This window comes from Prochlorococcus marinus XMU1404, from assembly GCF_017696175.1.
Taxonomy (GTDB): domain Bacteria; phylum Cyanobacteriota; class Cyanobacteriia; order PCC-6307; family Cyanobiaceae; genus Prochlorococcus_A; species Prochlorococcus_A marinus_X.
The window spans coordinates 380,671-405,331 of record NZ_JAAORE010000003.1; the positions used below are offsets into that span (position 1 = coordinate 380,671).

Consider the following 24,661-nt stretch of genomic DNA (forward strand, 5'->3'; position numbering starts at 1 on the left):
AAATTAATCTTTTGGGGCTTTTGCTCCGTACTTAGATCTGGATTGACGTCTATCTTTGACTCCAGCAGTATCTAAAGTTCCTCTTATTATATGATATCTAACTCCAGGTAAATCTTTGACTCTACCACCCCTTAAAAGAACTACAGAGTGTTCTTGCAAATTATGACCAATTCCAGGGATATAAGCCGTAACTTCGAAACCAGAAGTTAATCTTACCCTCGCAACTTTTCTTAGAGCTGAATTAGGTTTTTTGGGTGTTGATGTATAAACTCTTGTACATACCCCTCTTCTCTCAGGGCAAGCTTTTAAGGCTGGAGATTTTGTTTTTCTAGTCAGACGTTTTCTTTCTGAGCCTATTAATTGTGATATTGTGGGCATCTAAAATATTTAGATAGATAAAGATTCACCTATCATAACCTTTTACGAGCACCAACTAAAAGTTTTTAACCATATTTTTTTAAAAATTTGTGAAATTAAAATTCTTTGGTAAATATTCATTATCTTTAGTTTTATTTTGATATTTATTTTTATAATGAAAATAAATAACTAAATAGAATTAAATAATCTATGAGAGAGAGTATCAAAAGAATCGACGAGCCATATCATGATAGTTATTCCCCAAATGGAATAATTGGGGAAAAAGATGCGTGTGGAGTTGGTTTCATAGCAAATGTTAAAGGTATAGAAAGCAACTGGATCCTTAAACAATCACTGAAGGGACTTAATTGCATGGAGCATAGAGGAGGTTGTGGTGGAGATAGTGACTCAGGAGATGGAGCAGGCATTTTATGTTCAATACCATGGCAATACCTAGAAGAAGAATTGAATCTAAAAAAGAAAGAAAACTTTAATAGAGGTTTAGGTATGGTTTTTATGCCTAATAAAAAAGATAAAATTGAAGAATGTAAATCAATATGTGATCAGGAAGCAGAAAAATTAAGAGTCAGCAATACAATTTGGAGAACAGTGCCTGTAAATAATGAAACCTTAGGTCCTTTAGCTAAGGCAAATGCTCCATTTATCTGTCAGTGGATTTTATATGTAGATAAAAAAGATCATCAAGATATTGAGAGGCTTTTATTCCAATTAAGGAAAAGAATTGAAAAAAAAATAAGAGAAAATTTTAAAAACCATGTTGGGGATTGTGAATTTTATTTTGCCTCATTAAGTTCTCAAACAGTTGTTTATAAAGGTATGGTTCGTTCTGAAATATTATCTGAGTTTTATAAAGATTTAAAAGAAGAGACTTTTAGAGTCTCATTTTCTGTTTATCATCGGAGATTTAGTACTAATACACTTCCAAAATGGCCTTTAGCTCAGCCCATGAGATTTTTAGGTCATAATGGTGAAATAAATACTCTCTTAGGAAATATTAACTGGGCTAAGGCTTCAGAAAAACATTTAGATGATTTTTGGGGAGATTTATCTAATGAAATCAAGCCGATTGTAGATGTAAATAAAAGCGATTCATCAAATCTTGATGCAACCCTTGAAATTAATATTCGCTCAGGCCAACCAATAACTGATTCATTATTGAAACTTGTTCCTGAAGCATTTAGAGATCAACCAGAACTAGAACAAAGGGATGACATTAAAGCATTTTATGAGTATTCTGCGAGCCTACAAGAAGCTTGGGATGGACCTGCCCTCCTTGTATTTACAGATGGAAATTTTGTAGGAGCAACGCTTGATAGAAATGGTCTAAGACCAGCAAGATATTCAATAACAAATGATGGTTTTGTAATAATGGGTTCCGAAACAGGAGTAGTAGAACTTGAAGAGGAAACAGTAATAGAGAAAGGTCGATTAGGACCGGGACAAATGTTGGCAGTTGATTTTCATCAACATAGAATACTGAGAAATTGGGAGGTAAAATCTGAAGCAGCTCAAAGGCATGATTATAAACATCTCCTTAGTAAAAGAACTATAAAAATAGAAAATAATAAATGGTTTAAAGACTGCAAACTAAAAGACCTTGAGTTATTACAACAACAAACTGCATATGGTTTTTCAGCGGAAGATAATGATCTTATCTTAGATTCCATGGCTTCATTAGCTAAAGAGCCTACTTACTGTATGGGCGACGACATCCCACTAGCAGTGCTTTCATCAAAGCCACATATTTTGTATGACTATTTTAAGCAAAGATTTGCGCAAGTTACTAATCCTCCTATTGACCCTTTAAGAGAAAAACTGGTAATGAGTTTAGAGATGCATCTTGGAGAAAGATGTACACCATTTGAGATTAAAGATCCTAAACCTTTTATCCATTTAAAAAGTCCAATTCTCAATGAGGAAGAACTCATTTCCATTAAAAAATCAAAAATTAAATCTCAAACAATTTCAAGTTTGTTTAATATTGAGGAAGGTATTACAGGCTTAGAGAACCAATTAAAAGCAATTTGTAAACAGAGTGAGCTTTCTATAAAAGAAGGTTGCTCTTTAATTATTATTTCTGATAAAGGAATTAATCCTAAAAAGACTTTTATTCCTCCCTTACTTGCTGTTGGAGCTATTCATCATTATCTTCTGAAAAAAGAAATCAGGCTAAAAGCTTCGTTAATAATTGAGACAGGTCAATGTTGGAGCACACATCACTTAGCTTGTTTGATTGGTTATGGTGCAAGCGCAGTTTGCCCTTGGTTGACATTTGAAGCAGGAAGACATTGGTTAAAACATCCAAAAACTCAAAAACTTATAGATAGTAAAAAGATCAATTCGTTATCAATAACTGATGTTCAAGCAAATATTAAAAAAGCTTTAGAAGACGGTCTGAGAAAAATTCTTTCTAAAATAGGCATCTCACTTTTGTCTAGTTACCATGGAGCACAAATTTTTGAAGCCGTTGGCCTTGGTTCTGACTTAATAACAATTGCTTTTGATGGGACAACAAGCCGAATTGCTGGCATAACACTAAAAGAGTTAACTAATGAAACGCTTTCAATTCATACGAAAGCCTACCCAGAGATAGATTTAAAAAAATTAGAATTCTTAGGATTTGTACAATTTAGAAATAATGGAGAATATCACTCTAATAATCCTGAGATGTCCAAGGTTTTACATTCGGCTGTAAAACAAGGACCTGGATATGATCATTTTGAAACTTACAAAAAACTAATTAGTAATAGGCCTTCCACATCTTTAAGAGATTTACTAACAATAAGTTCAAAAAGAAAAAGCATTCCTCTAGAGGAAGTGGAAAGCGTCGAATCAATTTGCAAAAGGTTTTGCACTGGAGGAATGAGTTTGGGTGCATTATCAAGAGAAGCGCATGAAGTTTTAGCAGTTGCAATGAATAGAATTGGTGGGAAAAGTAATAGTGGCGAAGGGGGAGAAGATCCAGCTCGATTTAATGTTTTAAATGATATTGATGAAAATAATCAATCAGCGACATTGCCATTTATAAAAGGTCTGGAAAATGGAGATACCGCATGCTCAGCTATTAAACAAATAGCATCAGGAAGATTTGGAGTTACACCTGAATATCTGCGAAGTGGTAAACAACTAGAAATTAAAATGGCTCAAGGTGCAAAACCTGGCGAAGGGGGACAGTTGCCTGGTCCAAAAGTTGATTCTTACATTGCAAAACTAAGAAATAGTAAACCAGGAGTAGCCCTTATATCTCCTCCACCTCATCACGATATTTATTCAATTGAAGATTTAGCTCAACTAATTCACGACTTACACCAAGTCCATCCAAAAGCTAAGGTCAGCGTTAAACTTGTTTCTGAAATTGGTATCGGCACTATTGCTGCTGGAGTAAGCAAAGCTAATGCAGATGTAATTCAAATTTCAGGCCATGACGGAGGAACAGGTGCTTCACCTCTAAGTTCTATTAAGCATGCAGGTTTACCTTGGGAACTAGGTGTCGCTGAGGTTCATAAATCTCTACTAGAAAATAACTTACGTGAAAGAGTAATTTTGAGAACTGATGGAGGTCTTAAAACTGGCTGGGATGTAGTTATTGCAGCTTTACTAGGTGCTGAAGAATATGGATTCGGTTCTGTAGCGATGATTGCGGAAGGATGCATAATGGCTAGGGTTTGTCATACAAACAAGTGTCCTGTTGGGGTTGCTACTCAAAAAGAAGAATTACGAAAAAGATTTAAAGGGATTCCCGAAAATGTAGTCAATTTTTTCTTATATATTGCTGAAGAAGTAAGACAGATAATGAGTAGTATAGGTGTTTCTAATATGGAAGAACTGATTGGCAATCAAGAATTTCTTTCTACAAGAAATATCGGCCTTCCAAAAACTTCCAATATTGATCTTTCTTCTTTAGTAAATAATGAATCCTCGACCGAGGATAGATCATGGTTAAAACATTCAAACAATGCACATAGTAATGGTTATGTATTAGAAGACGATTTTTTGTCAGATACTGAGTTCATAGATTCCATTAAAAATCACGAAAAATTAATCAAAGAAATTGAGATAAAAAATACAGACAGAAGTGTTTGTGCGAAAATATCAGGCGAAATTGCAGAACTTCATGGAAACACAGGCTTCAATGGAGAACTCAACTTAAATTTCAAAGGATATGCAGGACAGAGCTTTGGTGCTTTTTTATTGAAGGGAATGAATGTTCAATTAATCGGAGAAGCTAATGATTATGTTTGTAAAGGAATGAATGGAGGAATACTCACAATAATTCCACCAAAAATAGATGAAATCTCCTCCGGACAAGTCATCTTAGGAAATACTTGCCTTTATGGAGCAACAGGTGGGAAATTATTTGCATTAGGAAAATCAGGAGAAAGATTTGCAGTAAGAAATAGTGGTGCTGTGGCAGTAACAGAGGGAGCAGGTGATCATTGTTGTGAATACATGACTGGTGGGAAAGTAGTTATTCTAGGTTCCACAGGAAGGAATATTGGTGCAGGCATGACTGGTGGAATAGCTTTTATACTCGATGAGAATAACGATTTAATTAATAAAGTTAATAAGGAAATAGTTAGCATTCACAAAATAACTTCATCAAAGCAGGAAGATATCTTATTGGAAATTATTAGAGAATATCGAGCAAAAACAAATAGCTTAAAGGCTTCCAAAATAATTGAAAATTGGTCTTATTTCAAGAGCACTTTCAAATTAATAGTTCCCCCAAGCGAAGAAGAGATGCTTGGCATAAAGAGAATGTAGATGCCTTTCTTTGTAAAAACTGAAATCATAAAAAAAGAATACTTAATTAATAATGATTTAAAACGAAAAATAATTAACGAACATATTGATTGGATCAAAAAATTAAAAAAAGAGGGAATTAATATAAAAAGTGGTTTTTTAGTAGATGAGTTAAAGAAGCCAGGTTACGGCGGATTACTTATTCTTGAGATGAATAATTATAAAAATGCACTAAAAATCATTAAGAAAGATCCAATGATTAAAAATGATCTAGTTGAATGGAAATTAAATGAGTGGGTAGATTCAAATAAATGAAAATGCCTACCTTGGATACTTTTTCATAAGCTTTTGAATCTCTTCAGCATGGTAACTGCTTCGAGTTAAAGGAGAACTAACTACTTGCATAAAGTCCAAATCTTTTTCCCCGAAAACTTTAAAATAATTAAATTTTGTGGGACTCACAAATCTTTGAACAGGTAAATGATTAGGGCCAGGAGATAAATATTGGCCAATAGTAACAATATCAACGAAATTTCTTTTTAAATCCTCAAGAAGACTTAAGACCTCCTCATCTTTTTCCCCTAAACCAAGCATAAAACCTGACTTTGTATAAACTTTGGGAGAATAGTCTCTGGTTCTTTTAAGTAACTCAAGAGTTCTCTTATAATTACCCTGAGGTCTTACTTTTTTATATAGCGAAGACACAGTCTCAATATTATGATTTAAAACGTTTGGATTTGAATCAAGAACTTTTTCAAGCGCTTTCCAGTTCCCACAAAAATCAGGAATTAAAAGCTCAATAGTAGTTTCAGGAGACTTTTTTCTTACTTGATTAACACATTCAAAAAATTGAGATGCACCACCATCCTCAAGATCATCTCTATTAACTGATGTAACTACAACATGTTTAAGCTTCATTCTATAAACTGCTTCAGCTAGACGATATGGTTCTGTTGGATCTAATTCTCTTTTAGATCTATCAAAATCAATATCGCAATATGGACATGCTCTAGTACAGCCAGGTCCCATTATTAGGAAAGTGGCAGTTCCACTAGCAAAACATTCACCAATATTTGGACAGCTTGCTTCTTGACATACTGTATTTAGATTTAAATCATTTAACAAATTTGCAGTATTGCCAATCCTCTCAACTTGAGGAGCTTTTACTCTTAACCATTCAGGTTTTGAAATTAAACTATTAGGATTATTAGTCAAATTAATTGTTTCTGGCCTGTAATATTATTTTACTAAAAACAATTTGAATTAACTATTAATCATTTCAAAAATGAAGCCTATTCAATAGAAGTTAAAAAATAGATGAATTTAACAAGTCTATCGATAATTTTAAAAATCCTAATTCAAGTTACTACATAAATAATGTTTTGTTTCAGCAACTATAATTAAAACAGAATCAAGAATGTTGTTTTAATTACAGATATCAGAACGTTTTAGTCACATAGTAAATAAATAATTATGCTGCAATAATTGATTTTTTTTGTACTAATAAGTGTTTTTTTACTTATTTAATGATACAGTAAAAAATATACGTAATAAAACTTTGACTTTTAAATTTAAAAGAAAACGTCTTTTACTATCTGAAAAAAATAAAAACTCTAAAGCAATAGGTTATGCTAGAGCTACCGATAATGAATATGAATATTTAGAAGAGCAAATCAAATCCTTAAAGAAAGAGGGTTGCAGTTTAATTTTCTCTGAATTTATAAGTTTAGATGAAGAAGTCAAACCCCAACTAAATAAAGCTGTAAATTGCTTATCTAAAGGCGATCAATTAATAATAACTCAGCTTGATCGAGCATTTAAAAATAAAAAAGAATGTTTGAGGACAATAAATAAACTCATTAATAAGGATATTAAATTACGAACTTTGACTGGTTTTTTTGCAGCTAATGAATCCTGTAAAACAAATTCTTCAATTTATAAGATTTTATATGAATTAGATAAATTAGAAGAAAAAAGTTTAGGTGAAAGAAAAAAAGAACAGCTATTACGCAGAAAATTATCTGGAAATAATCTCGGAGGAAGGCCCAAAATAAGTCCTTTAAAAGAATCTTTAGTAATCAGATTGCGTAATGAGGGATATTCATATCGATCAATCAGATCACAAACGGGAATTGCATTGTCAACAATAAGAAGAGTGATTTTGGAGGGAGAATTCAAATAAAATGAAGAAGAAAGAAATTGAAAATTTAATTAAAGAAAATTTTAAAGATACAGCATTGCGTATTTATGAATTAGATAATGAAGATAGAAAAAGTTTGTTAGCAGAATATAGAGAATGGATTATGAATGATTTAAATTTTGAAGAAGTAATGATGTTACCTTATGAAGCCTATAGTGATAGATTAGATTCTAATTTCTTAGACGATTTACTTTAAACCTCAATAGTATATCTCTTGTTAAATTCAAATACTTCTTTGGCTATTAATGGTAACAAGGAAGTATCTTTGGAATATTTTTCTCCATTACAAAAAACAACTAATAAAGTGTGTAGAGATTGACCATTAGTCCACCAAGCTGAATCATGTCTAACTTCTGACATTAAACCTGCTTTACTCCAAAGATTAATGCTTTCAGGTAAACCTTCACCCAAAAAACCATCTATTTGATTAAGAGAATCGTTTTTAAGAACAACTTTATTTAAATTTCTTTTTAAAAAACCTCGTAAATTTAAGTCATTTTTTTGATAATCAATATGAATCATAATTTCCTCCAAAATCCTTGCAGCTGAATCAGAATTCATAGAGTTTCTATTTTTATTATCATGTCCATAAAATTCTTTTTCACGACCAAATGGTCCATCATCCCAGGTCTTCTGGCAGCAATTTATACCAATCAATTCCTCCCAATGTAAATCATGTAGCCAATCGTTTATTATACTTCTTTGATATTTCCAATTTTCCCATAATTCTCCTTCAATACAAGGTCCGCTTGTTGTTCCAGTCAGTAAATCAATTAAGAAGCTTGTTGCATTATTACTTGAGAAATACAACATTTTCCTTACTGCATCAATAATTTCATCTGATAATAATAAACTTCCTTTTTTAATCCAATAATATGCAGCGAGGCCATAAACCAACTTGACTATACTTGCAGGGTAAACCATTTTTCTATTATTAATACCAGCTCCAAAACCTTTAAATACACTTTTATCTTCACTTTTATAATTAATCCAAGTTATGGAAATATCTTCTCTTGAAAAATCTTTATTATAAGAGGATGCTTTCCCTAAAATATAATTTAAGGCTAGACCCATCTCTTCACTTATGTAGTAAAAGGACATTGTATGGAAAATTGTAAAAATCCTATCTCACTATTTAAACAAACTAATTTTTCAAAAACTATTTGGTGGAAATTAAAAGTTAATATTTCTGGATATCAAAATGAAAGAGAAGATAAGTTAGTAACTGAAATATTTAAAAATAGAATTTTTAGGTTAATTTATCCAAATATTTATCAACATGCCCATAAATTTTCAAGAATTCTAGTTCAACTTTATGAAGATGGTTACGTCTGTTGGATAAATTTAGATGGATTGATTATTGAGAAATACGAATTAGAAAAAACTGAGATTTTAAAAAATGAACACTTCTTTATAAAAGATAAAGTTGCCTCAATTTTGAAATGGATAGAGGATCAAGCAGAGTTAACTAATGAATACCTTTGGGGAGGCACATTGGGACCCAATTTTGATTGTTCCGGGTTAATTCAGACTGCTTTTTTAAAGCATCGTATTCATCTACCACGAGACTCTTATCAAATAAAAAGTTTTTGTAAGCACCTTTTTTATTTCAAAGAATCTTATGCAGCTCTACAGCCAGGAGATCTTTTATTTTTTGGGAATAAAAAAAATTGTGATCATGTTGGAATCTACAAAGGTGATGGACTGTATTACCATTGTTCTGGAAAGGATTTTGGCAGAAATGGAATAGGATTAGACACCTTAAAAAATTCCAATGACAAAATCTCATTGCATTATAAATCTAAACTAATTTCGGCAGGTAGAGTAATAAGGAATTACAGATGGGATAGAACGATACGTTAGTAAATTGGGGTAACTCTGCAATTTAAAAATAAACTTATAAATATTGCTTTTTTTATTTAGGATTAACCGGCAGTCCAAATATTTTTAATGATTGGCATTATGGTATCTAAGTGTAATGTCCCAACAAGTAGCCAAGCAAAAACAGCTCCTCCACAGCCTCCTAACCAAAATCCACTTGTAAAATCAGCCCAACCAGCTCTTGTAAATAAATCTTTTGGTGGATTATTAACAGTAGCGTCTGGAGGTTGAACATTAGGTGCTTTGCCAGGAGCATTATAAAGAACTAAAAGTGCAGTCAAAATATGCACAGCTCCAATTGCGGCTAGAAGACCGGCCGTTAGGGCAAATTCAGAATTTCTTAAAGGACCAGTCATAGTGAAAGGACCATATAAGAGATATCCAAAAGCAGCTCCAGTTTCTAAACCTCTAAAATTTGGAGAAATACCTTCTCTATAAAAAGGCAAATTATTAATAAAGGCTTTTGTAAAATAGCCACTATTAACTGGAGTAGCTAAATTCCCAACACATGGATCAGTAACTGTTTTTACTGCCCATTGTTCTGCAACACCAATATCATTTGGTTGCACAGAATTATCTATGTATTTTTCATCAAACTTGATTGAACTTGTTGATTCTGAGAATGATTTTTGAAAGTCGCTCATTTTTTTAATAATTTAGTGATTAATAATTTATTCAGTTGCTGTAATAAATCTTCCAATTAATACAATAAAAACAGCAGGCATGGCTATACCAATTAATGGAACAAAAATTGAAGGTAGAAGACTTGGCAAATCAGATGGCATAGTTATTTTAAACATCTTTGAATACTTTAGTATTTATCTGAGAAATAGTGTTAATTTTATTACTGGATGATATAAAAATTATTAACTTTTTACATGTTAAATTTTTTCGCAATATTACTTATTTCTTTAATAGGATTATTAATTCTAATTTTAAAAAAAAGAAAATTTGAAAATGTAATTGCTTTGAGCAATTTCTACTCTAAAAAATTAAAAAAAACTAAAAAAAATAATAATAAATTTATACCTAATAAAAAAAGTTTTCCTTACAAGCATGAAGAAAAAAAATACTCATCATTTTATAAAAATTCTCAAAGAGATAAAATGTTTAGTCTTTTCAAGGGTAATACAGAATGTAAAATAAAAGCATTAAAAATTGCGGAAGAATTGGCTGATAAATCAACTTTACCAATTTTAAGAAAAGGTTTAAGAGATATTTCTCCTGAAGTTGTTGAAATTTCAGCTTTATTAATAAGAGAATTCAAGTAAAAATTCAATCTTGATTGGTACTACTTATTGACCTGATTCTATAAATTGGACGACTTTGACTTTCATGATATGTCCTAATTAAAAGTTCGCTCAATAATCCAAAGCTAAATAATTGAACCCCTGCAATTCCCAATATTAATGCGAACATTAGCAACGGACGATTTCCAATATCCTCACCAATTATTTTTAAAACTATCAAATAAGAACTCATTGCAAGGCTAATCAAAATACTTATAATTCCAACAAAACCAAATCCATACATTGGTCTTGTTAAAAATTTAGTTATAAACCAAACAGTTAGTAAATCCATTAAAACTCTAAAAGTTCTATCGATTCCATATTTACTAGATCCATATTGCCTGCTTCTATGATTGACTTTAATTTCTTTGATTCTTGCACCTTCAATATTTGCTAAAACTGGCAAAAACCTGTGAAGTTCACCATACAACTTAATATCATCTATTATTTCCTTCTTAAAAGCTTTTAATGAGCATCCATAGTCATGCAACTTCAAACCTGTTACGTGAGCTATTAATTTATTCGCTATTTTTGATGGTATCTTTCTATTGATTAATTTATCTTTTCTATCAAACCTCCATCCGCAAATCAAGTCATAACCATTATTAATTTCTGAAATTAATTTAGGAATATCATTTGGATCATTCTGTAAATCACCATCCAAAGTAATGACAATATCGCCTTTAGAATTATCAAAACCTGCTGACATTGCAGCAGTTTGCCCATAATTTTTGCGAAGAGAAATTACTGACAATTCTTTAATTTTAAGAGTTAGTTGCTTTAATACTTGAAGAGTATTGTCTTTAGAACCATCATTTACAACAATCAATTCGAAATTAAATTTATTAGATACCATTACACTTATAACTTCATCCAATAAAAAACCAATACTCTCAGTTTCATTGAAAACAGGGATGATAATAGAAATTAATTGATTTATATCTGACATTTATATTTGATAATAATTATATAATTTTAACTTAATTTAGAACATTAAAATTAAACAAAAAAAAATCACCACAATTGTGGTGATTTAAATTATTTAAAGGAAATTTTAGCCAAACTTTCCTGAAGTTGATGCAATTACAAATGCACCGAATGTCAGAATATTTCCAATAGTGAAATGTGCTAATCCGACTAATCTAGCTTGTACAATTGAAAGAGCAACTGGCTTATCTCTCCAGCCAACAAGGTTTGCTATCGGAGTACGCTGATGTGCCCAAACTAATGTTTCAATTAATTCTTGCCAGTAACCACGCCATGATATTAGGAACATGAAACCAGTAGCCCAAACTAAGTGACCGAATAGGAACATCCAAGCCCAAGGAGATAAAGAATTTACTCCAAATGGATTATATCCGTTAATAAGTTGAGCAGAGTTTAACCAGAGATAATCTCTGAACCAACCCATTAGATAAGTTCCTGATTCATTAAATTGTGCTACGTTACCCTGCCATATTGCTAGGTGTTTCCAATGCCAGTAGAAAGTTACCCATGCTAGTAGATTTAATGCCCAGAACATAGCTAAGTACATAGCATCCCAAGATGAACTATCACAAGTGCCTCCACGTCCAGGTCCATCACAAGGGAATGCATAACCTAAATCTTTCTTATCAGGGATTAATTTTGTTCCTCTAGCATCAAGTGCACCTTTGATAAGGATTAAAGCGGTTGTATGAAGACCTAAAGCGATAGCGTGATGAACTAAGAAATCTGCTGGACCGATAGGTAAGAAAGCACTTAATGCATCTTGTCTGTTGATAAGATCCATCCAATAATGATTACCTGGTAATGAGTTAGCAGCTAGACTTGCTGAGCTAGTAGGATCAGAAAGTAAAGCATTAAAGCCATACATCATCTTACCTTGGGCAGCTTGAACGAATTGAGCAAATACTGGCTCAATTAGAATTTGCTTTTCAGGATTTCCAAAAGCTACAACAACATCGTTATGAACATAAATTCCAAGAGTATGGAATCCGAGCAACATTGTTACCCAACTAAGGTGACTTATCAAAGCTTCCTTTGTTCCAAGAACTCTTGCTAAAACATTATCTTTATTTAATTCAGGATCATAATCTCTCACAAAGAAAATAGCTCCGTGTGCAAAAGCACCAACCATCAAGAACATTGCTATGTACTGATGATGACTATATAAAGCAGATTGTGTTGTATAGTCCCTAGCAATAAAAGCGTAAGAAGGAAGTGCACCCATATGTTGCGCTACAAGAGAAGTTGCTACTCCAAGTGATGCTAAAGCTAGTCCAAGTTGGAAATGTAATGAGTTATTTACAGTTTCATATATTCCATCATGATTTATTCCGAAACTACCTTTATGAGGATCATTAGGGTGTCTAGTATTATGAGCTTCTGTAATCTCTTTTAGGCTATGGCCTATGCCAAAAGTATTTCTATACATATGGCCAGCAATTACAAAAACTGTTCCAATCGCAATATGGTGATGAGCAATATCAGTAAGCCATAATGCCTCACTTTGAGGATGTAGACCACCTAAGAAAGTAAAGATTGCCGTTCCAGCTCCCTCGGCTGTTCCAAATACTTGATCTAATGAATCAGGATTTTGAGCATATGCTCCCCAGTTTAAAGTAAAGAACGGAGCTAATCCTGCTGGGTGTGGTAGCACTGTTAACCAATTATCCCAGCCTACATGTTGTCCTCTTGATTCAGGTATAGCAACATGAACCAAATGACCTGTCCAAGCGATACTACTAAAACCAAATAAGACAGCTAAATGATGATTTAATCTTGACTCTGCATTTTTAAACCAAGCTAGAGAAGGTCTGAATTTTGGCTGTAAATGTAGCCAACCTGCGAATAAAGTCCAACAAGCCAAAATACTCATAAATATTGAAGCTTGGAAAAGTTGCTCATTAGTTCTCATTCCAATTGTGTACCACCAATGATAGAGACCTGAGTAAGCTATGTTTACTGGACCACTAGCTCCAGCTTGTGTCATTGCCTCTGTGATACCAGATCCAAAATGTGGATCCCAAATAGCATGAGCAATAGGACGAACGTGGGTTGGATCAAGTACAAATTGCTCGAAGTTACCTTGCCAAGCAATATGAAACAAGTTACCAGCTACCCAAAGGGCGATTATTGCTAGATGACCAAAATGTGTAGAGAAAAGCTTCTGATAAAGCTTTTCTTCGGTCATACCATCATGACTTTCAAAGTCGTGAGCGGTAGCTATTCCGTACCATATTCGTCGGGTTGTAGGGTCCTGAGCTAGACCCTGGTTAAATGATGGAAATTTTGTTGCCATTGAATTAAAAAGGTGAAGTTCAGGTAATTAGCCCAGGCCGAAAAGGCGAGCGTGGAAGAAAGCCCATGTGGTAGCAATACCACCGACAAGGAAGTGTGTTACACCTACTGCTCTACCCTGAGTAATAGATAAAGCTCTTGGTTGAATAGTTGGAGCAACTTTAAGTTTGTTGTGTGCCCAAACAATTGATTCGAATAATTCTTGCCAATATCCCCGTCCACTAAAGAGGAACATTAAACTAAATGCCCATATGAAGTGAGCTCCTAAGAACATCAAACCGTACATGCTTATGGATTGACCATAACTTGTTAATACTTGAGAAGCTTGCGCCCAAAGGAAATCTCTTAACCAACCATTAATAGTAATGGAACTTTGTGCGAAGTTACCACCAGTAAGTCCCCAAACATCACTCTGCATTTTCCAAGAGAAGTGGAAAATAACTATTGATAAACAGTTATACATCCAGAAAAGAGCTAAGAACACGTGGTCCCATGAAGAAACCTGACATGTACCACCTCTTCCAGGACCATCACAAGGGAATCTAAATCCTAAAGACGCTTTATCAGGGATCAACCTTGAACTTCTTGCATAAAGTACTCCTTTGAGAAGTATTAAAACAGTTACGTGAATTTGGAAAGCATGAATATGATGAATCATTAAATCAGCTGTTCCTAATGGAATTGGGGCTATAGCAACCTTTCCACCCACTTCTACTAAACTTCCATTAAAAACTTCACTTAAAGCTTTGTGAGGTAAAGCTTCTGCAGTACCTGCTAAAAGAGAAGTTCCAACCGCAGATGCTTGAATACTCTGTACCCATTGAGCAAAAATTGGCTGAAGTTGGATTGCAGAATCACTAAACATATCTTGGGGTCTACCCAAAGCTCTCATAGTATCGTTGTGAATATAGAGTCCAAAACTATGAAATCCTAACCACATACATACCCAGTTCAAGTGACTGATTAAAGCATCTCTAGCTTTAAGTATTCTGTCTAATACATTATCAATATGTTTTGCTGGATCGTAATCTCTGACCATTGCAATTCCAGCATGCGCCCCTGCACCTACTATGAATAATCCACCTATCCACATGTGATGAGTAAATAATCCAAGAACTGTCATGTAGTCAGTAGCTATATATGGATATGGAGGCATCGCATACATGTGATGAGATACAAGTATGCTTATTGATCCAAGCATTGCCAAGTTTACCGCAAGCTGGGCATGTCTACTTTCTGCCATGAACTCAAAAAGACCTTGATGCCCTTTAGGAGCAGGGAATAATATTGGGTCTCCTTGCTGTGAATCTAATATTTCTTTCATACTATGACCAATACCATAATTGGTTCTATACATATGACCACCAATGATTGCTATTACACCAAAAGCTAAATGATGATGTGAAACATCAGTCATCCATAAGCTTCCTGTAACAGGGTTAAGTCCACCTTTGAAAGTAAGGAAGTCTGAGAAAGCTAACCAGTTTAAACTAAAGAAATTACCTGTACCACTTGCTAATCCTGGAAATATCTGACCGATAATTTGTGGATCACAGAGTTGATGCGGCATAGGCATATCTGCAATAGTTGCTATTTCTTTACCATTGATGATTAAAGGAGAGCCTGCATCAATTGCGTCTAAGAGAGCTGCTGTAGGAGCTCCAATATGAATACAATGTCCAGCCCATGCTAAAGATCCTAGTCCTACTAAACCAGCTATGTGATGGTTAAGCATAGACTCAATATCTTGGAACCACTCCATTTTTGGAGCTGCTTTGTGATAATGAAAAATTCCCGCATGAAGCATAAGTGCAGCCATTACTACAGCACCTATTGCTAATGCCATCAGTTCACTCTCGTTAGTAATTCCCCATGCTCTCCACATGTGGAATATTCCTGAACTGATTTGAATACCATTGTAGTTAGCACCAAGATCAGCATTAAGCATTTCTTGACCAACAATTGCCCAAACTTGCTGAGCACCTGGTTTGACATGAGTTGGATCAGCTAACCAACCTGAATAATTAGAAAACCTTGCTCCATGGAAAAATGCAGCACTCATCCATATAAAGATGACTGCAAGGTGTCCAAAATGAGCTGAAAAGATTTTTCTTGTTGCTTCTTCAGCATCGCCTGTATGCACATCAAAATCATGTGCATCTGCATGCAAATTCCAGATCCATGTTGTAGTTTTTGGACCCTTAGATAATTTAGTTGACCAGAAACCTGGCTTATCTAATTTGGCAAAATCAATGGGTCTTGGATCGGCCTTAACAGGATCCTCCAAAACTTTTTTGTTTTTTTCTCCACTTTCTGGTGGGCTGATGGTCATCTAGCACCTCGAAAATAATTGACATTAAAGCCGACTGATCGGATCTTGAACTTATTTTTAATGATAATGTTCAAGAAAACGAAACCTCCGTAACTTTAAATATTCGTTTCAAAAATAATAAGGCAAAGATTCTTTCGTTATGCATTAACGTAACAAATGTTCTAATGATTGTTACTATATGAATATTTTGTTAAATTTTATTCTATGACTAGATTATGAGTATTTTTACTCAAATTTTATATAAATTTCTTAAATTTTTTTTTATATTTCAAAGAAAATTTTTTAAATCCAGCGACAGGATATAATTTCAACGTAACTATCAATAGTTTCTGATTTGAAAGGAATTGCAATAGGTCTATCTAATAATTCAAAAGAAATTTTAAAAAGGCTTAAAAAAACCGAATTTGTAAAAGATATTTATATTGCAGGTTCTTCAAAAGATTATGGGAAGGAAAATGAACTTATTCAAGTACAAAAACCTAGAGAAATCTTACTTAAAAAATGGCCGGAAATAGATTTAATAATTTTTATAGGCTCAATTGCTGCATCAATACGCATAATAAATTCTTTTTTAACATCTAAAGATCAAGATCCAGGTGTAATCGTTATAGATAACAAATGTTCCAAGATAGTTCCTTTAATTGGCTTACATCAGTCAAATACGCAAAATATTGCATGTCAAATTGCAAATTTATTTGGTGGTGAAGTAATAGAGACTAATAATTCTAATGATCAAAGCTTATTAAATCTTGATGCATTTGGGAATCAATGGGGTTGGAAAAGATCTGGCAATATAAAGGATTGGTCAAAACTAGTAATTAAACAAGCTAAGAACGAAGAAATATATTGCAAACAATTATCTGGTAATGGCTTATGGAAAACTTCTGAATCAGGGGAAATTATTAATCAAATAAATGGAAAAGAAATTGAAAAACCAAATTCAACATTTCATGTGAGTATATTCAAAAATAATCAAAGAAATTGGCATCCTCCCGTATTATGGATTGGTATTGGATGTGAAAGGAATACAAGCAAAGAATTAATAGCAAATTCTTTAAATAATTTTTTGGAGTCAGGAAATTTATCACAGCAATCAATTGCGGGATTTGCGACTATTGATATTAAAAAAGATGAGAAAGGAATTATAGAACTTTCTGAAGAAAAAAACTTGCCTATAAAGTTTTTTAGTAAAGAAGATCTTTCAACAATAATTGTTCCAAATCCATCAAATGTCGTACAAAAGGAAATTGGCACACCTTCTGTAGCAGAAGCCTCTTGCTTACTAGCAGCAGGAGAAGAATCAAAATTATTAGAAGAAAAAAGAATTTTTAAAAATCAATCTGGGGCAGTAACTATCGCTGTAGCAGAATCAAAAAATCAGTATAATCCAACCCATGGCGAAATACATATTATTGGAAGTGGGCCTGGTGATATCTCCTTCCTAACTAGTAATGCAAAAAAAGCACTTTCAAGATGTACTGTTTGGATCGGATATAAAATGTATTTAGATTTAATTAAGCCCTTAAAAAGGAGTGACCAAGTTTTAATTGAAAGTAAACTTACTGAAGAACAAGAGAGATGCAGTAAAGCAATTAAACTAGCCGAGGAAGGAATAAAAGTGGCTTTAATTTCTTCAGGGGAATCTGGATTTTATGGCATGGCTGGTTTACTTTTAGAATTGCTACAAAAAATAAAAAAAGAATATAGACCTTACTTTGAAGTTCATCCAGGTATAAGTAGTGTTCAATTAGCTGCTGCGATTAGTGGAGCACCACTAATGAATGACTTTTGTTCAATAAGTTTAAGCGATAAATTAACTCCATGGTCTTTAATAGAAAAAAGAATTGAAGGAGCTCTATTGGGTGACTTTGTAATAGCTTTATTTAATCCTCAATCCATTGAAAGAAATTGGCAGTTAAGAAGTGTGATAGATAGATGTTTAAAATCTAGGCATAGGGATACTCCAGTTTTAATAGCTAGACAAGTAGGGAGAGAAAATCAATCCAAAAAATTTTTTACTTTAAATACCATTCCCTTTAAGGAGATAGATATGTTATCGATAATTATTATTGGCAATTCACAAACAACCTTAGTTGATGAAATATTTCTCACTCCAAGGGGGTATTTACAAAAATAAGGCTTAGATAGTTCAAAAATTATTTAGTAAGATATTTTTCTTTGCTTTTTTTTAATAAGAATACTAATCTTTTATAAAAGGATTAAGAGAATTCATTGAAAAATATTGGCTTAATTTTATTTGACATTGATGGTGTAATACGCAGCGTAGAGAATAGTTATAGACTTGCATTAATAAAAACGGTTTACAAATTTTCCGGATGGGAGCCAAGCTATAAAGAGATTGATAATGCAAAAAATGAAGGGATATGGAATAATGACTGGGATTTAAGTTTGGAGCTTATAAAAAGATGTATAACAAAAGAGAACTTAAACCTTGAAATACCTTCAAGAGAGGCAATAGTTAAATGTTTTGAAAAGTTGTACTTTGGAGGAGATCCAAATCAAGATAGTAAAAATTGGTCTGGATTTATAACTAATGAGGATTTATTAGTTGATAAAAAGTTTTTTGAATCATTAAAAAAAAATGGAATAATTTGGGGTTTTGTAAGTGGTGCAGAGTCTGCTTCTGCAAGATTTGTTTTAGAAGAAAGACTTGGACTAAAATCACCGCCATTAGTTGCTATGGGAGATGCCCCTGACAAACCAAATCCTCAAGGTTTTATCAACTTATCTAAAAAGCTTCTTGGAGATAAACTTGGCTCATCAAATATTCCCATTGCATATGTAGGAGATACTATTGCAGATATAAATACAGTTATAAACGCCAGAGAGGAAATTCCATCTCAAAAATTCATAAGTATTGGAATATCTCCCCCTCATTTACATTCAAAGTCTAGATTAAAAGAACGCAATTCATACGAAAAAAATCTAAAAAATGCAGGAGCTGACTTGATTTTAAATTGTATCAACGAACTTGAAAATATAAATCTTGACTTGTTCTAAAAAAATATAAATAAAAATATTCCTCAATTAATTACGGAGAGGGAGGGATTCGAACCCTCGACAAAAGTTACCTCCTGTAACTCCTTAGCAGGGAGCCGCTTTCAACCACTCAGCCACCTCTCCAGTTCTTATACATTATCAATTTTTCTGCATACATTCAAAATTTTTTATTTAATCGAAATGTCTAATCAACTTGAACTCTTGGCAATCTATTTTTAAAAGAGCAAAGAATTTCCCAAGGAATAGTGTTAGATTCTTTTGCCCAACTAACAGGAGAAATCATTTTATCTCCATCAGATCCTAGTAATATCATCGTAGTACCAATTTTAATTTCATTTGAACCTGTTATGTCTACCATCATTTGATCCATAGTTATAGATCCAACTTGAGGATAAAATTTATTATTATGAATAACTTTTATCTTGCCTGAAAGATTTCTGGGTACTCCATCGGCATAACCAATACTTAATACAGCTAACTTAGTTTTTCTACTACTTACAAATTTTGCTCCATAACTTACACTTACACCTTTATCAATAATTCTTATAAAAGCTACTTTGACCTTCAAAAATAAAGCTGGTTTAAGCGATAAATTTTCATCTATTGTTACTAAAGGATTATATCCATACATAGATAGCCCAACACGTACCATATCAAAATGGAATTTTTCATCAAGAAGCATGCCTGCTGAATTAGCAAGATGAATCTTGATATTTTTATTTCTGTAAGAATTAATTTGCTTCAATAATCCCTCAAACCTCTTTCTTTGTAATTGAGAAGTGCTTTTTGGATCTAATGAGTTGAGTTCATCAGCAGATGATAAATGACTATATATTCCTTCAATGGAAATATTGTCAAAAGATTGGATTTTTTTAAATTGTTGTACAAATTTGGTACATTCAAATCCTAATCTTGACATTCCTGTATCAACCTTAAGATGTAAAGAAAATTTCAATCCAAAGTGCTTCCCAATATTATTGCAAATTAAACATTCTCTTATACTACTGATAGTTGGCATAAGATCATTTTTGAAAGATATAATTAAATCCTTTTTTGTATAAATGTTTCCCAGGATAAGAATTGGTTTCTTAACTCCAGCAGAACGAAGTCGAATGCCTTCTTTTAATGTGGCAACCCCTAATTGAGATGCACCTCCTTTGATGGCATACTCCGAGACTAATTTTGCATCATGTCCATATCCATCGGCTTTCACAACTGCCATAAATTGACAATTTTTACTTAATTTTGATCTTAATTGACTTACGTTTGTTTCTATTGCCTTACCTTTAACTTCAATCCATGCTCTTTGTTTTAGATCTATATCTTTTTCCAAAGTTGGATATTTCTCAAAATTAAATAACTGATTTGGTTCCCGAATCTGCATTATCTTTGCACAATTATATGCGCTTATTTAAATATACAGTTAGCATGACATGTAAATTGTATTTTGGCATGGGCCAGACTCTAGTTTTAAATGCATCTTATGAACCTTTGAACATTACTTCCTGGCGAAGAGCTGTTATTTTGATGATTAAAGGTAAAGCAGAAAGCTTAGAAGAAGATAAATCTTATTCAATACATTGCGGCAGAAAATTACCAACAGTTATAAGACTTCGTTACTACGTGAAAGTACCCTTTAGAGAAGTTTCCCTAACAAGAAAAAATATTCTTTTAAGGGACAATAATTCATGCCAATATTGCAACTATAGAGGTAATGATTTATCAATTGATCATGTTTTACCCAGAAGCAGAGGAGGTACTGATAACTGGGAGAATGTTACTACAGCTTGTCTCAGGTGTAATGTACAAAAAGGCAACCGGACCCCAGAAGAGGCAAATATGCCTTTAAAACGCAAGCCATATCGTCCACTAAGTAATCTCAATTTTGAAGCTACAAGACAAATTGACTCAGGTAAGCACAAAGAATGGAGTAAATATGTAATAGGTGTTGCAATCTAATAAAAATAAAGTGTTAATTTACTTCGTTATTAAAATCTTCCATCATTCTCTTTTGTTCTTGCGCTATACATGCATCAATGACTTCATCCAATTGACCAGCAAGAACTGGTTCTAGTGAAAAGTTAGAGCCCAATCTATGATCAGTTGTTCTATTGTCTTTAAAGTTATAAGTTCTAATTTTTTCACTCCTATCTCCTGTTCCAACCTGCGAAAGCCTCTGTGACCTCTCTTTGGCATTAGCTTCTCTTAATTGGATTTCATATAATTTGGCTCTTAAAATTTCCATTGCTCGTTCACGATTTTGCAATTGTGATCTCTCTTGAGTACAAAAAACTCTTATGCCTGTAGGCTTATGAAGAAGATCAATTGCAGTTTCTACCTTGTTAACATTTTGTCCACCTGCACCTCCTGATCTCGCTGTACCAACCTCTAAATCGGTTGGATCAATCTTAACCTCAACAGGATCAGCCTCAGGCATAACAGCAACTGTAGCCGTTGAGGTATGAACCCTGCCTTGGGATTCAGTAGCGGGAACTCTTTGAACTCTATGAACACCAGCCTCGAATTTAAGTTGACTATATACAGAATCTCCCTTAACTGAGATAACTAGCTCTTTGAATCCTCCCATGTCTGACTCAGAAGCACTAACAGGTTTTACTGACCATCCAATTTTTTGTCCATACCTTTCATACATTCTTGCTAAGTCACCAGCCCATATACAAGCCTCGTTACCTCCAGCGCCGGCTCTGATTTCTAACATTACACTTCTCTCATCTCTTGGATCCTTAGGCAATAAGGCAATCGTAGTTTTTTGAATCAGTTCATTCTTACATTCTTCAAGGGTAGTTATCTCCTCATTAATTAAAGATTCCATCTCTTTATCATTTCGATTCTCCTTGAGTAAATTTTTTGAATCTTCAATTTCCTTATCAGTATCAAGCAATTTATTAAAATCAATAACCAAAGGCTCCAACTTAGATCTTTCTCTTGCTATTGATTCTAATTTTTTAGGGTCATTAGCTATATCAGGATCTGCAAGCTGAACTTCCAAATTTTCAAAATTTTCTGAAGCAGTTTTCAACCTTGCAATGAGTGTTGAGTATTCCAATTGAAATTGTGCTTAGTTTTTGAAAATTCTACTTATTAGAATCTTTTTCTTTTTTTTGATCTTTTGATGGATCTGAATTAGCGGAACCCATTCCATATTTTTTCATAAACCTATCAACTCTTCCTTCTGTATCAAGAATTTTTTGAGTTCCAGTGAAGAAAGGATGATTACCACTCCAAACATCAACATGAAGTTCGGGCTGAGTTGAGCCTGTTGTCATTACAACTTCTCCATTACAAATAACTTTTGCATCTGGATACCATTTTGGGTGAATTTCTGATTTTGGCATAATTAAAAATCCTTTAACGTTTAGAGAATTGTGGAGCTTTTCTTGCTTTTTTAAGGCCATATTTTCTTCTTTCCTTAGCTCTAGGATCTCTACTAAGATGACCCTCAGTTTTTAGCGGTTTCCTGTTATCAGGAGATAATTCGCAAAGTGCTCTTGCTGCTCCCTGCTTAATAGCATCTGCTTGTCCTGTCAATCCGCCGCCAAAAACATTTACCAAAATATCATAAGAATTTTCTAGACCCAAAGTTTGCAGAGGTGCCTTTATTGAATTTAAGTGGAGAGGATTAAAGTTTAAGTAATCATCACCCGAGCGACCATTAATTTTAATTTGCCCATCTCCAGGAATTAAACGAACTCTAGCTACTGAAGTTTTTCTTCTTCCAGTTCCCCAATAAACAGCTTTGTTTTTTATTTGACTATTCATTTCAATAAATTAATTATTTAATAATACAGGATTCTGAGCAGCATGAGGATGATCAGCACCTTTATAAACTTTTAGTTTTTTAAATTGCTGTCTTCCTAAAGAGTTATGAGGTAGCATACCCTTAACAGCTTGCTCTATTATTCTTTCAGGAATTCTCTCTTGAAGAGACTCAAATTTTTCAATTTTCATTCCACCTGGCCTCCCAGAATGTTTTCTATATAACTTCTGTGATGCTTTTTTGCCTGTTACCCCAACTTTTTCAGCATTGACAACAATAACAAAATCACCCGTATCTAAGTGAGGAGTAAATGTTGGTTTATTTTTCCCTCTTAAAACAGTTGCAATCTCTGTGGCAAGCCTACCAAGTGTCTTATCTTTTGCGTCCACTAAAAACCAATTTCTTTCAATAGTTTCTATAGACGGAGTAATTGTTTTATTCATTTACGAAGTTTCTGCAAATAAATTTAATTCAATTTTAAATTCTACCTTATTGTAGGAGTTTTAAACAATAATTTTGGACAATTTACACAAACTACTCGCTTTAGTGAAAATTAATTAAGAATAACCACGGATTAAAAATACTGGGAAAAAATCGTTTTTATTTACCTTATTGAAAACATTTTCATCATAAACAGCATTTACGAAACATAATCCCTTGGCAGGAGCAGATTCTTTAACATCTTTTTTCTTCTTATTTACCCACCTATCTGTCAATTTTTCTGGTGATATTTTTTTTTCTCCAACTAAAACCAACTGACCAACTATTAAACGTACCATTCCATAGAGAAAACCAGTAGCTTTAATATCAATAAAAATCAAATCCTCTACTCTCCTAATATCAATATTTTTTATTTTTGTAATAGAGTTTGGCCTGTTGCTTCCACTTTTCTGAAAAGCAAAAAAATCATGTTCACCATGCATGCTTTGCGATGCATTTAACATTAAAACTTCATCTAGCACTTTTTGGTACCTATGCCATGACCAATTACTTATGAACACATTTGGCAATTTACTGTTATTGATGACGTAGCGATAATGTCTATATATTACGGAATAGCATGCATGCCAATCATCTTTAACCTCAACAGATTCCAAAATTCTAATTGTTGAGGGTAAAAGACTATTTAATACATCTGAATAACGATACCCTGGAATAACACAATCAATATCAAAGTGTACTACTTGACCTGATGCATGAACCCCTGCATCAGTTCTACCTGCAGCAAAAGTCCTAATGACGTGATTTGCGATTTTAAAAAGAGCTTTCTCTAGAATTTCCTGAACTGTATTTGCATTCTTTTGTTTTTGCCAGCCAGAATATCTGGATCCATCATATTGGACTAGTAAAGCTACTCTCTTCAAAAGTTATTTTTTGTACAAAAGATCCTTATTAAAATAGCTTAAACAAGCTCAATTATAGCCATCTGAGCGTTATCCCCTTTTCTAGAGACGGTTCTGACTATGCGAGTATAACCACCATTTCTATCTCCATATCTTTCTTTTGCTTTTTCAAATAATGAATGAACTAATTTCTTATCATATATATATCCAATAGCTCTTCTCCTAGAAGCCAAACTGCCATCTTTAGCAAGAGAGATCATTCTTTCAGCTTCGTTTCTTAAAGCTTTTGCCCTAGCTTTTGTGGTCGTAACTCTCCCTTCTCTAATTAATTGTGTAGTCAAACCTCTTAATAGTGCTTTCCTTTGGTCAGAAGGTTTACTCAATAATGGAATTCTTAGTTGGTGTCTCATAATC

The 24,661-nt window shown here is 33.2% G+C and carries 24 protein-coding genes and 1 tRNA gene; 9 read left to right on the forward strand and 16 right to left on the reverse strand.

What is annotated here, in order from left to right; translation table 11 throughout:
• Nucleotides 1–3: 3 nt before the first annotated feature.
• A complete protein-coding gene (gene rpsL / locus HA144_RS08405; RefSeq protein WP_025915119.1) occupies nucleotides 4–378 on the reverse strand; it encodes a 30S ribosomal protein S12 in 375 nt (124 codons plus the stop codon).
• 189 nt (nucleotides 379–567) lie between these two features.
• Here rpsL and gltB point away from each other — a divergent pair, with 189 nt between their 5' ends.
• Nucleotides 568–5,142 carry a glutamate synthase large subunit gene (gene gltB, locus HA144_RS08410; RefSeq protein ID WP_209043608.1) on the forward strand — a complete coding sequence of 1,525 codons (4,575 nt, stop codon included), beginning with the start codon at nucleotides 568–570 and terminating at the stop codon, nucleotides 5,140–5,142.
• Nucleotides 5,143–5,436: a YciI family protein gene (locus HA144_RS08415; protein ID WP_209043609.1), complete on the forward strand. Its 294-nt coding sequence runs from the start codon at nucleotides 5,143–5,145 to the stop codon at nucleotides 5,434–5,436.
• A 6-nt stretch (nucleotides 5,437–5,442) separates the two neighbouring features.
• Here HA144_RS08415 and lipA read toward each other — a convergent pair whose 3' ends face one another.
• Nucleotides 5,443–6,336: a lipoyl synthase gene (lipA, locus tag HA144_RS08420; RefSeq protein ID WP_209043610.1), complete on the reverse strand. Its 894-nt coding sequence runs from the start codon at nucleotides 6,334–6,336 to the stop codon at nucleotides 5,443–5,445.
• A gap of 292 nt (nucleotides 6,337–6,628) precedes the next feature.
• Here lipA and HA144_RS08425 point away from each other — a divergent pair, with 292 nt between their 5' ends.
• Nucleotides 6,629–7,303: a recombinase family protein gene (locus tag HA144_RS08425; protein ID WP_209043611.1), complete on the forward strand. Its 675-nt coding sequence runs from the start codon at nucleotides 6,629–6,631 to the stop codon at nucleotides 7,301–7,303.
• A gap of 1 nt (nucleotide 7,304) precedes the next feature.
• Nucleotides 7,305–7,517, forward strand: coding sequence for a hypothetical protein (locus tag HA144_RS08430; RefSeq protein ID WP_209043612.1), 213 nt, complete (start codon nucleotides 7,305–7,307; stop codon nucleotides 7,515–7,517).
• On the opposite strand, the gene HA144_RS08435 is transcribed toward HA144_RS08430, so the two are convergent.
• Nucleotides 7,514–8,422: a serine hydrolase gene (locus HA144_RS08435; RefSeq protein WP_209043613.1), complete on the reverse strand. Its 909-nt coding sequence runs from the start codon at nucleotides 8,420–8,422 to the stop codon at nucleotides 7,514–7,516. The genes HA144_RS08430 and HA144_RS08435 overlap by 4 nt on opposite strands.
• A gap of 3 nt (nucleotides 8,423–8,425) precedes the next feature.
• On the opposite strand from HA144_RS08435, the gene HA144_RS08440 reads away from it, so the two are divergent.
• Nucleotides 8,426–9,184 carry a C40 family peptidase gene (locus tag HA144_RS08440; RefSeq protein ID WP_209043614.1) on the forward strand — a complete coding sequence of 253 codons (759 nt, stop codon included), beginning with the start codon at nucleotides 8,426–8,428 and terminating at the stop codon, nucleotides 9,182–9,184.
• A 62-nt stretch (nucleotides 9,185–9,246) separates the two neighbouring features.
• Here the strand turns inward: HA144_RS08440 and HA144_RS08445 are convergent, their stop codons facing one another.
• The gene (locus tag HA144_RS08445; RefSeq protein WP_209043615.1) at nucleotides 9,247–9,846 is read right to left on the reverse strand and encodes a photosystem I reaction center protein subunit XI; all 600 of its coding nucleotides are present in this window, start codon (nucleotides 9,844–9,846) and stop codon (nucleotides 9,247–9,249) included.
• A 27-nt stretch (nucleotides 9,847–9,873) separates the two neighbouring features.
• Entirely contained in the window at nucleotides 9,874–9,987 is a 114-nt protein-coding gene (locus HA144_RS08450; protein WP_002807990.1) for a photosystem I reaction center subunit VIII, read from the reverse strand.
• A gap of 93 nt (nucleotides 9,988–10,080) precedes the next feature.
• On the opposite strand from HA144_RS08450, the gene HA144_RS08455 reads away from it, so the two are divergent.
• Nucleotides 10,081–10,473: an annexin gene (locus tag HA144_RS08455; RefSeq protein WP_209043616.1), complete on the forward strand. Its 393-nt coding sequence runs from the start codon at nucleotides 10,081–10,083 to the stop codon at nucleotides 10,471–10,473.
• A 4-nt stretch (nucleotides 10,474–10,477) separates the two neighbouring features.
• Here the strand turns inward: HA144_RS08455 and HA144_RS08460 are convergent, their stop codons facing one another.
• The 3 genes from HA144_RS08460 to psaA all read right to left on the reverse strand — a co-directional run bounded on the left by HA144_RS08460 (nucleotide 10,478) and on the right by psaA (nucleotide 16,105).
• The gene (locus tag HA144_RS08460; protein ID WP_209043617.1) at nucleotides 10,478–11,440 is read right to left on the reverse strand and encodes a glycosyltransferase family 2 protein; all 963 of its coding nucleotides are present in this window, start codon (nucleotides 11,438–11,440) and stop codon (nucleotides 10,478–10,480) included.
• Between the two features lie 105 nt (nucleotides 11,441–11,545).
• Nucleotides 11,546–13,774: a photosystem I core protein PsaB gene (gene psaB / locus HA144_RS08465; RefSeq protein WP_011819135.1), complete on the reverse strand. Its 2,229-nt coding sequence runs from the start codon at nucleotides 13,772–13,774 to the stop codon at nucleotides 11,546–11,548.
• Nucleotides 13,775–13,801: 27 nt separating this feature from the next.
• Complete coding sequence (gene psaA / locus HA144_RS08470) at nucleotides 13,802–16,105, reverse strand: photosystem I core protein PsaA (protein ID WP_209043618.1); 2,304 nt, start codon at nucleotides 16,103–16,105, stop codon at nucleotides 13,802–13,804.
• A 334-nt stretch (nucleotides 16,106–16,439) separates the two neighbouring features.
• On the opposite strand from psaA, the gene cobJ reads away from it, so the two are divergent.
• Together cobJ and HA144_RS08480 are read left to right on the forward strand one after the other, a co-directional pair.
• Complete coding sequence (gene cobJ, locus HA144_RS08475; RefSeq protein ID WP_209043619.1) at nucleotides 16,440–18,242, forward strand: precorrin-3B C(17)-methyltransferase; 1,803 nt, start codon at nucleotides 16,440–16,442, stop codon at nucleotides 18,240–18,242.
• A 95-nt stretch (nucleotides 18,243–18,337) separates the two neighbouring features.
• Entirely contained in the window at nucleotides 18,338–19,126 is a 789-nt protein-coding gene (locus HA144_RS08480; protein ID WP_209043620.1) for a TIGR01548 family HAD-type hydrolase, read from the forward strand.
• Nucleotides 19,127–19,160: 34 nt separating this feature from the next.
• On the opposite strand, the gene HA144_RS08485 is transcribed toward HA144_RS08480, so the two are convergent.
• Nucleotides 19,161–19,249, reverse strand: a tRNA-Ser gene (locus tag HA144_RS08485).
• A 61-nt stretch (nucleotides 19,250–19,310) separates the two neighbouring features.
• Nucleotides 19,311–20,510 carry an alanine racemase gene (gene alr / locus HA144_RS08490; protein ID WP_209043621.1) on the reverse strand — a complete coding sequence of 400 codons (1,200 nt, stop codon included), beginning with the start codon at nucleotides 20,508–20,510 and terminating at the stop codon, nucleotides 19,311–19,313.
• Between the two features lie 17 nt (nucleotides 20,511–20,527).
• Here alr and HA144_RS08495 point away from each other — a divergent pair, with 17 nt between their 5' ends.
• On the forward strand, nucleotides 20,528–21,085 hold the full coding sequence (locus HA144_RS08495; RefSeq protein ID WP_209043622.1) for an HNH endonuclease: 558 nt from the start codon (nucleotides 20,528–20,530) through the stop codon (nucleotides 21,083–21,085).
• A gap of 13 nt (nucleotides 21,086–21,098) precedes the next feature.
• Here the strand turns inward: HA144_RS08495 and prfA are convergent, their stop codons facing one another.
• The 6 genes from prfA to rplQ all read right to left on the reverse strand — a co-directional run bounded on the left by prfA (nucleotide 21,099) and on the right by rplQ (nucleotide 24,657).
• Nucleotides 21,099–22,193: a peptide chain release factor 1 gene (gene prfA, locus HA144_RS08500; RefSeq protein ID WP_209043623.1), complete on the reverse strand. Its 1,095-nt coding sequence runs from the start codon at nucleotides 22,191–22,193 to the stop codon at nucleotides 21,099–21,101.
• Nucleotides 22,194–22,221: 28 nt separating this feature from the next.
• Nucleotides 22,222–22,482 carry a 50S ribosomal protein L31 gene (gene rpmE, locus HA144_RS08505; protein ID WP_209043624.1) on the reverse strand — a complete coding sequence of 87 codons (261 nt, stop codon included), beginning with the start codon at nucleotides 22,480–22,482 and terminating at the stop codon, nucleotides 22,222–22,224.
• Between the two features lie 13 nt (nucleotides 22,483–22,495).
• Nucleotides 22,496–22,906, reverse strand: coding sequence for a 30S ribosomal protein S9 (gene rpsI, locus HA144_RS08510; protein WP_209043625.1), 411 nt, complete (start codon nucleotides 22,904–22,906; stop codon nucleotides 22,496–22,498).
• 9 nt (nucleotides 22,907–22,915) lie between these two features.
• Entirely contained in the window at nucleotides 22,916–23,347 is a 432-nt protein-coding gene (rplM, locus tag HA144_RS08515) for a 50S ribosomal protein L13 (protein ID WP_209043626.1), read from the reverse strand.
• A gap of 114 nt (nucleotides 23,348–23,461) precedes the next feature.
• Entirely contained in the window at nucleotides 23,462–24,268 is an 807-nt protein-coding gene (gene truA, locus HA144_RS08520; protein WP_209043627.1) for a tRNA pseudouridine(38-40) synthase TruA, read from the reverse strand.
• Between the two features lie 38 nt (nucleotides 24,269–24,306).
• Entirely contained in the window at nucleotides 24,307–24,657 is a 351-nt protein-coding gene (gene rplQ / locus HA144_RS08525; RefSeq protein WP_209043628.1) for a 50S ribosomal protein L17, read from the reverse strand.
• Between the last annotated feature and the right edge of the window lie 4 nt (nucleotides 24,658–24,661).